This window comes from Listeria weihenstephanensis (genome assembly GCF_003534205.1).
GTDB classification, from domain to species: domain Bacteria; phylum Bacillota; class Bacilli; order Lactobacillales; family Listeriaceae; genus Listeria_A; species Listeria_A weihenstephanensis.
The window spans coordinates 2404897-2417248 of sequence record NZ_CP011102.1; the positions used below are offsets into that span (position 1 = coordinate 2404897).

Sequence of the window (12352 nt, forward strand, 5' to 3'; positions counted from 1 at the left end):
CTTCCTCCCTTCATTACATTCCATAAAATTGTTCTTCCAGATACTTTTTACTTACTTTGCCACGAATAGTACAGTAGCCTTTCTTTTCTAATTCCTTATTTAATTTTTGAATCAATTTATAAGCATAGGGCTTTGACATTCCAGTTATTTTGGCAACCTCACCCGCACTAATAAATAAATCATTTGCCATCCATTCACCTCTCCCTTTGATTTATCCTAAAATTATATTAAACATATTTGTTTATGTTTATTTATATATCATACTAAACTTTTTTGTTTAAGTCAACTGAAATTAAACAAATTTGTTTACTTATTTTTATTGCGATGATATAATGGCAATATAAGTTAGATAAGGGAGGCGCATAGCTATGTCAGTTGGCTCAAGAATTAGGCGCGTTAGAAAGTTTAGAGATATGACTCAAAAAGAATTGGGCATTGCGCTAGGCTATGATGAAAAAAGTGCTGATGTTCGTATTACTCAATATGAAACTGGTACAAGAACACCTAAAATAGATGTGTTAAATGCAATGGCAGAAGTTTTAAACGTAAATATTTTAGCCCTGAGAGAACCCGATACTAAATTGTATGCCGCTGAGGATATAATGAGTATATTATTTGAGTTAGATGATGAAGGTGGCTTAAATCTTTTTGACGTTGAAGATGATAGTGATCCTGATTTACCTGAAACTCGTATTGGTGTAGTAATTAAATATCGTATACTCCAAAATTTCTTAAAAGAATGGCAACTTAGAAAGCAAGAATTGAAAGACGGTTTAATCACCAAAGATGAGTACACTGAATGGAAAATTAATTGGCCTTCTTCTGCTGATGAAGGTGGAAAATATACACCAAATGCCCAATGGAAAAATAATAAATAGTATCAAAACAGTATCAGAGACTCCTATAGACGCAAAAAAAGCCCTTAAAATAAGGGCTTTTTTGATTTTCTTATTTACTCCCATTCCACCGTAGCTGGCGGTTTACTCGTAATATCATAAACAACGCGATTCACATGCGCCACTTCATTCACGATCCGCGTCGAAATCAACTCCAACACTTCCCATGGAATCCGTGCCCAGTCAGCTGTCATACCATCAATAGAGGTTACCGCGCGGATAACGACGGTGTGATCATACGTACGGCCGTCGCCCATAACACCTACGCTGCGGATGTTTGGTAAGGCTGTGAAATACTGCCAAATTTCGCGATCTAAGCCTGCGTTTTTGATTTCTTCGCGCAGAATGTAATCGGAATCGCGGACGATTTCTAGTTTTTCTTCGGTGATCTCACCTAGTACGCGGATGCCTAGTCCTGGGCCTGGGAAAGGTTGGCGCCAAACGATTGCTTCTGGCATTCCTAGTTCTAAGCCTAGAGCGCGGACTTCATCTTTGAATAATGTATTTAGTGGTTCAATCAATTGGAACTGCATGTCTTCTGGTAAGCCGCCAACGTTATGATGGGACTTGATTGTTTGTGCTGTTGCTGTTCCGCTTTCGATAATATCAGTGTATAGCGTGCCTTGTGCCAAGAATTCAACGCCGTCAAGCTTTGTCGCTTCGTCATCGAAAACGTAGATGAACTCGTTGCCGATCGTTTTGCGTTTTTGCTCGGGGTCAGAAATACCAGCAAGTTTGCTCATGAAGCGTTCTTTGGCATCGACTTTGATAATGTTCATATTGAAATCGCCGTATAATGTTTCCATCACTTGTTCCGCTTCACCTTTACGTAGCAAGCCGTGATCGACAAAAATACATGTTAACTGGTCGCCGATTGCTTTGTGGATTAGGACTCCAACAACAGAGGAATCTACGCCACCAGAAAGGGCTAGCAATACTTTTTTGTCGCCAACTAGTTCTTGGATTTTAGCAACTTCCACGTCAATGAAGTTCTCCATTGTCCAGTCACCCTTACAACCACAGATGTTTAGCGCGAAGTTCTTCAACAACTCGTTACCGTGAACAGAATGTTGTACTTCTGGGTGGAATTGCACGCCGTACATTTTGCGATCTTCGTTTGTAATCGCTGCGATTGGGCATGATGCGCTCGTTGCGGTTACTTCAAAGCCTGCTGGTTCAGCAACAACAAGATCGCCGTGGCTCATCCAGACGATTTGGTCAGTTGGAAGTCCTGCAAAAAGACGAGATGGTTTCTCAACATTGATTGTTGCTTTGCCGTATTCGCGGTCTTTTGCGGGTTCTACTTTCCCAGCGAAGTGGTTCGTCATTAATTGCATGCCGTAGCAAATTCCTAGGATTGGAACCCCCATCTCGAATAGATCTTCGTCACAGCGGAATGCGCCTTCGTCATAGACACTATTTGGGCCGCCTGAGAAAATAATTCCTGTTGGATTCAGTGCTTTCATTTCTTCCACGGTAATTGTGTGCGGATGTAACTCACTGTAAACACCGAATTCGCGGATGCGACGCGTGATCAATTGGTTATACTGACTGCCAAAATCAAGAACGATAATTTTCTCTTGCTCTGTAAAATCTTTCATCTTTTTTCTCAAAACCCCTTTAAAATTTATTTATGTATGCTGCGCGATTTTCAAGTACTTCTCTTTATTGTAACGTTTGCCAATCATTCTTGCAACCGTAAAATTATACTTTCATCAATGTAAGCCCTTGCGCTAAAACGATGTCTCCGCGCATTCTGCCAAATGCTAGAGAATCGATGTTGGCGCACGGAATTTCGAGCTCGTTTAAGACTTTTTCTGCGTTTTTAAACAGATATTTTACTTGTGGGGAAACAAGAACTGCGTCAACCTTGCTGTAACCTTTCAGACGCGTTGTGACAACCATTCCAATCGGTCCCATAATAACGACGAGATCTTTGTCCGCGTATTGATCCACGCGATTGTATGTTAGATCTTCGGGAAATAAGAGTTTGGCGGTTAATCCTTGTTTTTCGGCTTCTTTGACGACATTTTGTGCCATTAAACTTGAAGTGGCACCGCCCGCGCAGACGATTAATAGCTTTTTCATTAGGTTTTCCTCCTTAACAAAGAAACTGTCCTCGCGATTTAAAAAGCAAGAACAGTCTTTATCAAATTATAGTCCTTTTCCGCCAACTACATCCATTTTCAAGCTTTTTTCAATAGAGGCAATGAGTGGTTTCGCGCGTTCGATCACGGCTTTTACTTCCTCGTTATCCAGTGAAGCTCGGTGGTGACCTGCGTCTACCCAAACTTCGGTGACGATGACAGTATCGGGATCATCTTCATTCACGCTCACGACATATTGAATACACGAATTATATTCATCGAGTCCTGTGGCAGCCTCTAGCAAAATATTCACGAGTGCTTTGCGGTTACCTGGATGGGCTTTGAATTTCGTAATTAGACCAAATGCAACTTTCATCGTAATCTCCTCCTCGAACTATTTTTTCCAAAAGTCATCAAAGATTGTGATTGCCATGTGGCGCTTATGTTGTGTTTTTAAATACCAATTTTCGATCGTAATCGCTGTTTCAGTCGGTAGTTTTTTACCTTCTAAATAGTCATCGATATCGTCGTATGTGACGCCTAGCGCTACTTCGTCAGGCAGAGCCGGTTTATTTTCTTCGAGGTCTGCTGTCGGTTTCTTCAAATACAGATGTTCCGGGCAACCGAGCGTTTTTAAAAGTGCTTTGCCTTGACGTTTATTTAAGCGAAATAAGGGGTTAATATCGGTTCCGCCATCACCATATTTCGTGTAAAAGCCAGTGACAGCCTCAGCAGAATGATCTGTTCCAACCACTGCTCCGTGATTCATCGCGGCAATGCTATACTGTGCTTTCATGCGTTCGCGTGCCTTTTCGTTCCCTTTGGCAAAATCGGAAAGTTCAATGTCAGCCTCGCGTAACGTTGCAGCACTAGCGTCGACAGCTGCCTTGATGTTAATCGTTACCACGCGATCAGCACCGATAAAATTGATGGCATCTTGGCAATCTTCTTCGTCAAACTGTGTTCCGTATGGCAGGCGTACCGCGATAAATTGATACGACTCATCCCCTGTTGCCTCGCGCAGTTCGCTAATCGCCATTTGTGATAGCTTTCCTGCAAGCGTGGAATCTTGCCCGCCGGAGATACCTAAAACGAGCGATTTAATAAACGGATATTTCGTCAAGTATGCTTTTAAAAACTCTACACTTTGGCGAATTTCAGTGGTTTCATCGATTTTTGGTAACACGTGCATTTCTTCAATAATTTGTTTTTGTAAATTCATTCTTTTACCCCTTCCCTTTGCTTAAAATGGAATATCAAAATTTACCGGTGAATGTTTTTGTACCGTTTTGCGAACATTTTCGATATTTTGCATTTTATTTTTCCAACACTTCACGCTTAGATCTACGGGGTATTGTTCTGGCCGCACGGTTCTTTGATATTCATCCCAAAGCAAGGCCAAGTTTTCTTCTTTATATTGTTTTGTCTCTTCTAAAGAAGGCCTTTGATATACTAGTTCCCCTTTTTCGTAAATTGGAACCAATAATTCTTTTGCGGTGAAATTCGTGACTTCTTTTGTGATGTAGGTATGGACAGGGTGGAACATGGTTAATGTTTCTACGCCGTCTAGTGATTCATTTTCTAAACAAATGTAATCACCTTCTGCTTTTGGACCGTCCTCATTTGTGATAATTCGGTAAACGTGTTTTTTGCCTGGTGTCGTTACTTTTTCGGTATTGCTGGAAAGTTTGATGGAATCTTGCAATACATCATTTTCGTCCGCAATAGCAACGAGTTTATAAACAGCGCCCAATGCTGGCTGATCGTAGGCAGTGATCAATTTTGTGCCCACACCCCATGCATCGATTTTCGCTTTTTGTGCTTTCAAATGAAGAATAGTGATTTCATCGAGATCACTTGATGCAAAAATTTTCGCATCAGGGAATCCAGCTTCATCTAGCATTTGGCGCGCTTTTTTGGATAGGAAGGCCATATCTCCGCTATCTAGACGAATACCGATAAAATTAATGTCATCGCCCATTTCTTGTGCCACTTTAATCGCATTTGGAATACCTGATTTCAGCGTATCATATGTGTCGACTAGGAAAATGGAATCTTTATGTGTCTGCGCATAGCGTTTGAAAGCTTTATATTCATCACGGTAGGCCTGAACCATCGAATGCGCCATTGTTCCCGAAATTGGGATGCCGAAAATTTTGCCTGCTCGAATATTACTGGTAGAATCACAGCCGCCGATGTAAGCTGCACGTGTGCCCCAAAGCGCTGCATCCATTTCCTGCGCTCTTCTCGTACCGAATTCTGAAAGCGGTTCGTCCTCGATAACATTTCTGATACGTGCCGCCTTTGTAGCAATCAACGTTTGGAAATTCACAATATTAAGTAGCGCAGTCTCGATCAATTGTGCCTCAGCAAGGTTTGCCTCTACTTGAATAATCGGTTCTGTTTTAAACACGAATTCGCCTTCAACAACCGATCGGATCGTTCCTGTAAATCGTAAATTGGTCAGATAATCTAAAAATTCTTCTTCAAAACCTAATTCTTCACGCAAATACGCCATATCGGTTTCGGTGAAATGCAAGTTTTCCATGTAGTCGATAATTCGCTCAAGACCAGCGAATACACAAAAACCCGTATCAAACGGCATATCGCGGAAAAACACCTCAAAAACAGCGCGTCGTTCGTGGATATTGTCATCCCAATACGATTTCATCATATTAATTTGGTATAAATCGGTGTGTAATGTTTTACTATCATCTGGAAATAAAGTCATGCTACATACTCCTGTCTATGTTTTCTTATAAAACATCATAGCCTAAATCGGAGAGAAAAGCTAACTATAAAGGCTCTGCTAAACAGTTTCTTCTTTGTTTAGCGTTCTGCGGGAGCCAATGCTCATATTGGTAGTCTATGGGATCACAAATTAAAGCGATATCCCGCGCCCCAGATCGTCTCGATGGACTCCGAAAAGCCACCGTTATTTTCGAGTTTTTCACGGATTTTCCGGACGTGCACGACCACCGTTGATACGTCGCCCGCTGCTTGCATCCCCCAAATCTGTTCAAAAAGTTGTTCTTTATTCCAAACCCGATTCGGCCGTTTTACAAAGAAAACGAGTAAATCAAATTCTTTCGTTGTAAAAATAATTTCTTGATTCTTGATGAAAACTTTACGGCCATCTAGATCAAGCGTCAGATCTTTCACTTGTAAAATCTCATTTTGGGGCTCGATATTACTTTTTGCTAGCCGTTCGTAGCGAGCTAAATGTGCCTTCACTCGCGCTACTAGTTCACTCGGACTAAATGGTTTGGTAATGTAATCATCCGCGCCAAGGCCGAGTCCGCGAATTTTATCAATATCTTCTTTTCTCGCGGAAACAAGCAAAATCGGCACTTCTTTTTTCGCTCGAATTTCACGACAAATATCAAAACCACTCATATCTGGCAACATAATATCGAGAATAATTAGATCAAAATCCTCACGTAATCCGCGCTCCAAACCACGCACCCCATTAGATTCCATCACTACTTCCATCTCGTTTATTTCCAAATAATCTCGTTCTAATTCAGCAATCTCGAGTTCATCTTCTACCAATAAAATTCGCTTCATCACTTATCCTCCTCTTTCCCTTTTAACGGCAGCTTCATGAATATTGTCGTTCCAAAATCAAGCTTACTCGTTGCCCAAATCTGCCCCCTGTGCTCTTCCACTATTTGTTTCGCGATCGATAATCCAAGTCCGCTCCCACCTGTGCTTGAGTTCCTCGATACTTCTTCCCGATAAAAACGATCGAACATGGCTGCCAAACCAGCGTCAGAAATTCCCTTACCATTATCTTGAATCGTGATTATTGCATCCATCTGTTGTTTTTCAAGTTTAATGATGATATTTGCCTGTTCTTTATCCATGTATTTGATACTATTATGAATCAAATTCTCAAAAACACGCTTTAATTTTTCGCGATCGGCTTCTGCAATGAGTTTGTCTTCTGGTGTAACGAGTCTAAATTGGGCTTTCTCAAAACTCCACTCCGACTCTTCCGTAACTTGAGCAAGCAATGCGTTCAAATCCACATCCCTAAAATAAAACGGCTCTTTATGCAGATCAAGCTTGGAAAATAAGAATAGTTCGTCAATCAATGCATTCATATCTTTCGCCTTCATATGCGCAATCTCCAGGTACTTTGCTTGTTTCTCTGGTGTATTAGCGACACCATCTTGAATTCCCTCAATGTAGCCTACAATCGATGTGATCGGCGTTTTAAGGTCATGCGAGATATTAGATAATAGCTCTTTACGGTTTTTTTCATATTGTTCTTGTACCTCTAGTGATTTTTTAAGGCGGATTCGCATTTTTTCAAATGTGGTAATCAACGCTGAAATTTCATTTTTCCCTTTTGGCGCTTCCATTTCAAAATCAAGATTTCCTGCCTCAATTTTTTCTGCGCTTTCTTTGAGATGAACAATCGGTCGAATCACACTTTTAGCAACAAAATAACTGAGCAACGCAACCACTAAAAATCCGAATAACAGAATCGCACCAACGATTAGCGCACCCCATTTTTGTAATATTTCTGTGTAGGAATTTTCTGATTGAAGTACCATCACGCTTCCTTTCGTATCATCACTGTAAGAAAAATCGAACTTAATATAGCGAAATAAATCGCCTTGATTATCGATTGTTCCACGCATATTTAGATTGTTCAGCTCGTAGTCTGGCATGTGTGCAAGCAGTGATTTTTTGGATAAATCTGCAGATGAATATACAATTGCATTATTCTTTCGCACAACCACTTGAATCCCACTTTTTTCTAATCCCTCAAAATTTTGATATTCTTATAACTTATCTGGCGTATTTTTAGATAACATTTTCAGCTCTAAAAAAACATTTTCCTCATCCGTAGAAAGTGGGCGCTGCAGGGTTGCCGTTTTATATAACTGACCTGGTGAAGCGCCTGTCAACGTACAAATTCCAAGGACAAACGCTGAAATCAAAAACGTTCCAGTCAGGATTATTACGGCTATATAAGATAACATAAATCGCTTTTTAATAGACATACTGTTTCCTCATTTCGTCTTATCTATAGCAAGCATATAGTGGAAACATGATTTTAACAAGGGATTTTGACTAGATTTAATGAGAATTTAAGAAAGTACGACATGCAAAAAGGCAGACAATGTTTTTCACTTCACTGTCTACCTTTTCATTTAACTTAAATCATCTTTAATTTTAGACGTCGAAATACCGTTTGTACGCGGTAGATAGACGACCTCGCAATGATCTTTCAGGAAATCAAACTCGCCTTTCCAGTCATCGCCCATCACAAAAATATCGATATCGTGTTCTTTCACATCTTGCACTTTTTGATCCCAATCGCGCTCAGGAATAACCTCATCCACGTAGCGAATTGCCTCTAAAATGAGCTTGCGATGCTCAAAACTATGGTACGCCTCTTTATGCTTGATCCGATTAAATTCATCTGTTGAAATCGCGACCACCAAGTAATCACCCAGCGCTTTTGCACGTTCGAGTAACTTAATATGGCCCCAATGTAGCAAGTCAAATGTGCCGTATGTAATCACTTTTTTCATGAAAACACCTACTTTCCTAGTCCATAGTATAACAAGAAATCACACTTTCCGCCAGTCTATTCGCGGTCCAACTCCACTTGCAAAAAGTCTACGAAACGCTTGCTTGATTCCCCGTCGGAATACTTGTTCCATTTCGCTCCAAACGCTCGAATTTGCTCTAGATCCACTGCTGGATTCTGCACAGCTTCGATAACTTCCGCCGTCGTCTTACATAGCGGTCCAGGTATTGTCTCCAAATAATGATCGGCGAGCCCGCGATTCCCATCATATTCCTCTAAATCATACGCGAAAAAGATCATTGGCTTCTCGAAAAACGAAAATTCGAAGGGTATCGATGAATAATCAGTAATAAGCACGTCCGTCATCGGCAGCAAAGCCTCTATCTCCGTTTCCTTATCCGCATAAACACAGAAATCATCTTGCGTCTTTTCTAAATCGCTTACCATCGAAGGGTGCACTTTCAGCAATAATTTGTACTCCTCGCCAAGTGCTTGCTTCATTGCCGCGATGTCCAGGGCTAATTTCGTTTCAGATAATGCTTCATCACGAAATGTTGGTGCGTACAAAAGTACCTTTTTACCATTGATTCCGTATTTTTCAAGCCCTATTTGTTTATTCAATGCTAGGGTAGCTTCATCAAAATAGTAATCTGTGCGTGGCACGCCTAATTTCAATAAGCGCGCGTCATCTAGTAAAAAGGAGCGTTTGAAAATATCGCCCATCTCATCAGATCCCACCAGCACCTTTGAAAAAGTCTGATATACCGCTTGAAAACGTTTTTTATCCGATTCTGATCGTTTTTGTGCGGCTTTATCTTCCCAGCCAAATTTCTTTAAAGCACCATTCGCATGCCAAATTTGCACACACGTCATATTTTCGCGCCATTTTACACCCGCTAATTCTGCAAAATAATTATCAGTAACGACCACTTTTGCCGTACTTAAATGAAACATCAATCGTATCAAATTAGCTTTCGTTTTTGGCAAAGATCGCATAAAATTGCGCGACATACCGTCCACATTCATACGTGGATCATAGAAAACAATTGTCTCCGGAGTAAAATGTAATTTATCCATTTCGCGTAATACCGCTGTCGGATTTTCTGAAAATGAGATCAGCATCACCACTTTTTGTTGAACTGGAAAACGCCCGAATACAAATCCTAATATTTGAATCATCATCATATAAAGCTTAATTGCTATTTTCTTCATTTGGACACCTACTTTTTAAAGACGATTTTCACAGTTTTTTCCGCTGCGTGCCCGTCCTCCCATTCACAAAATTGCTGGAAGAATTGGCTGTTACTCTTGGCTGGCTGCTTCAATGTCGTTGCAATTTCCTCCATTAGCTGCGCGTTCGTCTCGACTAATGGACCTGGTGCATTTTTTTCAAAATCAAAATAAAAACCTCTTAATGTATCGCGATATTCGGCCAAATCATACGTGAAAAAGATCATCGGCCGGTCTAAATTCGCATAATCAAAAAAGACGGAAGAATAATCGGTAATCAGCATATCACTCACCAAATACAGATCACGAATATCGTCATACGATGAGGCATCTCGGATAAAATCGCCGTACTGCGCGAAATCAAATTGCTCCGCCACCAAATAATGCATCCGCACTAAAAGTACGACATCATCCCCAAATCGCGCCTTCATTTCCGCCACATCAAATTTCAAATCAAACTTATACTCGCCTGCTTTGTGAAAATCGTTATCCCGCCAAGTTGGCGCATAAAGTACCACACGTTTCCCATCAGGAATCTCCAATTTTTGGCGAATATCTGCAATCAGCTGCCCCTTGTCTGGACTAAAAAGCAGATCATTACGCGGATATCCCGACTCAATCATCGGCCCCTTATAACCAAAAGCACTACGGAAAATCTTGCTGGAATACGCATTTGGAGAAATCAGATAGTCCCATTTCCCAGCTTCTCGCACAAAATCCGCTTTATACTGTGCCGTTGTTTGACCTGGCATATGCACCTCATCAATATCCACTCCAAGCTTCTTAAGTGGCGTCCCATGCCATGTTTGCACGTATATTGTTTTTGCTGGTTTTGGTAATTCCAGTGGTAATCGGCTATTAGAAATCCAATATTTCGCCCGCCCCATCGTGAATAACCATTTGACAGAAAAACGCGTCACATACGGTACGCCATGTTCTTCAAAAAGCGCCGTGTGCCGAGGATTCACGCTCCACAATAATTCGTACTCTGGTTCTTCTTTTTGCATATATTCATAAATAGCACGCGGATTACAGCTATACTGCTTACCAGAAAAACTTTCAAACATCACCAACTTTTGTTTGCGCGGTAAAAATCCTGCCAATCTAAATAAAAAATAGTATATCGTTTGGATTAATTTTGCCATCGTTGACCCTCTTATCTTTATTGATTCAGCGCTCGTTTTAGCTTCAGTCGCCGTTGTACTTTTTGTTTGAGTTCAGCCGTCAATCGGAATTGCTCCAGCTCTACTTTTTTATTCGCATCTTGATAAAACCACTTCCCGCGCAATTCCCACGGTTTCAATCTTATCTTCGCTTTGGAAATCGTCCCTGCTGGCCTCACAACTACATCCCAAATCAACACGTCTTGATTCCGCTTCAGCAACTCCGCTTGTTTCGTTGCAAATAACGTTTTCGCTGCAAAAAAGCTTTTCTCAGGCAATGCCGTTCGTGATTCTTCTATGTCACAAATCAGTTCAGCGTGACCATTTGGCCGCCAATTTTTGTGTAAAGATACAATTGGAACCTCCGCAAGTGGCGCTGTTTCAAAATGAATCGGCCAACCATTTTTACGAATCGACATCATCATTTCCTGCACAACTTGAGGCGTATCAAGCTCCCAAATATATTTTTCGTCGATCTCACCCAAGATCTTCTGGAAGGCTAACACAAATGCTTCCTGCTCAGATTCTGTCAGTACTTCACGAAAATACGTATTCTCCTTGTAAAAATATAATTTCGCGTGATAACTGATTAAATATTGAACGAACGGAATTACTGTACCAAATTTCGCTTTTGACTCATGCAAATACGTCTGATAAACCGCCTCTAGAAAAGGTTGGTAACGCGTTTTGTCTTGCCATGATTTATTCACAAGGGACGCTTTCCCCTGCATATCGCGATAATAAAAATAACCAACATCCGCCACAACGCCATATTCCTCGTCATTTAGCAGTAAATTCGTAATCAGCAACTGGTCCTCACCGAAACGAAGCGATTCATCAAACGCCAACTGTTTCAACCGTTCAAAGCGCAAGAACGTACCACCAATATAAAAATGGATTGCTTTGTAATCCTGCTGAATATTAATCACACGACTCCCCTGCTCAAAACGAGTATTCAGCTTGTGCGCGCCAATCTTTTGTTTCCCACCGAAATCATCTAAATAATAAAACGGCGGAACGATCATGTTTATCGCTTGATGGCTTTGCGCAAAATTCGCGATTTCACGTATCATATGTAACGAATATACATCATCTGCATCTAGAAAGCCAACAAAATCCGTATCTTTGCGAACATGCATTAAACCAATATTACGTGCACGCGCTGGACCGCCGTTCTTAACATGAATTTGGTAAATATTTTTAGGATGCTTTCGGACGAGTCCTTCCGCTATATCTCCACTTTTATCTGTGCTACCGTCATTGATAAGCAGGATTTGGATGTTTTCAGCAAATCCATATGATTGTTTAATTATGCTTTCGACTGATGTTGCTAGGCGATTTTCTGCGTTATAAAACGGTATTATGATTGCAAAATTCATTTGTTCACCCCATTAGAAAAGAGCTATATCTGGTTTTGATGATATAGCT

The 12352-nt window shown here is 40.8% G+C and carries 14 protein-coding genes; 1 reads left to right on the top strand and 13 read right to left on the bottom strand.

The genetic code is table 11. From position 1 onward, the window contains the following. Positions 1 to 13: 13 nt before the first annotated feature. Positions 14 to 190 (bottom strand): transcriptional regulator, encoded by a 177-nt coding sequence (locus UE46_RS11710; protein WP_036063421.1) that lies wholly within the window; start codon positions 188 to 190, stop codon positions 14 to 16. 178 nt (positions 191 to 368) lie between these two features. Between UE46_RS11710 and UE46_RS11715 the strand changes: the two genes are divergently transcribed. After that, complete coding sequence (locus UE46_RS11715; protein WP_036063418.1) at positions 369 to 878, top strand: helix-turn-helix domain-containing protein; 510 nt, start codon at positions 369 to 371, stop codon at positions 876 to 878. A 74-nt stretch (positions 879 to 952) separates the two neighbouring features. Here the strand turns inward: UE46_RS11715 and guaA are convergent, their stop codons facing one another. The 12 genes from guaA to UE46_RS11775 form a co-directional block, all read right to left on the bottom strand. Next, positions 953 to 2509: a glutamine-hydrolyzing GMP synthase gene (gene guaA / locus UE46_RS11720; RefSeq protein WP_118907647.1), complete on the bottom strand. Its 1557-nt coding sequence runs from the start codon at positions 2507 to 2509 to the stop codon at positions 953 to 955. 91 nt (positions 2510 to 2600) lie between these two features. Then, positions 2601 to 2984, bottom strand: a complete 384-nt coding sequence (locus tag UE46_RS11725; RefSeq protein ID WP_036063414.1) for a PTS sugar transporter subunit IIB — start codon at positions 2982 to 2984, stop codon at positions 2601 to 2603. Positions 2985 to 3050: 66 nt separating this feature from the next. Continuing rightward, positions 3051 to 3359, bottom strand: coding sequence for a putative quinol monooxygenase (locus tag UE46_RS11730; protein ID WP_036063412.1), 309 nt, complete (start codon positions 3357 to 3359; stop codon positions 3051 to 3053). A gap of 18 nt (positions 3360 to 3377) precedes the next feature. Further along, positions 3378 to 4205, bottom strand: coding sequence for an ammonia-dependent NAD(+) synthetase (nadE, locus tag UE46_RS11735; RefSeq protein WP_036063409.1), 828 nt, complete (start codon positions 4203 to 4205; stop codon positions 3378 to 3380). 21 nt (positions 4206 to 4226) lie between these two features. Then, a complete protein-coding gene (locus tag UE46_RS11740; RefSeq protein ID WP_036063406.1) occupies positions 4227 to 5714 on the bottom strand; it encodes a nicotinate phosphoribosyltransferase in 1488 nt (495 codons plus the stop codon). Positions 5715 to 5857: 143 nt separating this feature from the next. Further along, complete coding sequence (locus UE46_RS11745; RefSeq protein WP_036063404.1) at positions 5858 to 6550, bottom strand: response regulator transcription factor; 693 nt, start codon at positions 6548 to 6550, stop codon at positions 5858 to 5860. Then, positions 6550 to 7728 (bottom strand): sensor histidine kinase, encoded by a 1179-nt coding sequence (locus tag UE46_RS11750; RefSeq protein WP_143812888.1) that lies wholly within the window; start codon positions 7726 to 7728, stop codon positions 6550 to 6552. Before UE46_RS11750 ends, UE46_RS11745 begins: the two co-directional genes overlap by 1 nt. Positions 7729 to 7776: 48 nt before the next feature. Continuing rightward, positions 7777 to 7998, bottom strand: coding sequence for a hypothetical protein (locus UE46_RS11755; protein ID WP_118907648.1), 222 nt, complete (start codon positions 7996 to 7998; stop codon positions 7777 to 7779). Between the two features lie 150 nt (positions 7999 to 8148). Then, entirely contained in the window at positions 8149 to 8532 is a 384-nt protein-coding gene (tagD, locus tag UE46_RS11760; protein ID WP_036063402.1) for a glycerol-3-phosphate cytidylyltransferase, read from the bottom strand. 56 nt (positions 8533 to 8588) lie between these two features. Further along, positions 8589 to 9743: a CDP-glycerol glycerophosphotransferase family protein gene (locus tag UE46_RS11765; protein WP_118907649.1), complete on the bottom strand. Its 1155-nt coding sequence runs from the start codon at positions 9741 to 9743 to the stop codon at positions 8589 to 8591. Between the two features lie 8 nt (positions 9744 to 9751). Next, positions 9752 to 10906 carry a CDP-glycerol glycerophosphotransferase family protein gene (locus UE46_RS11770; RefSeq protein WP_036063401.1) on the bottom strand — a complete coding sequence of 385 codons (1155 nt, stop codon included), beginning with the start codon at positions 10904 to 10906 and terminating at the stop codon, positions 9752 to 9754. Positions 10907 to 10923: 17 nt separating this feature from the next. After that, positions 10924 to 12303: a glycosyltransferase family 2 protein gene (locus tag UE46_RS11775; RefSeq protein ID WP_036063400.1), complete on the bottom strand. Its 1380-nt coding sequence runs from the start codon at positions 12301 to 12303 to the stop codon at positions 10924 to 10926. Positions 12304 to 12352 lie beyond the last annotated feature (49 nt).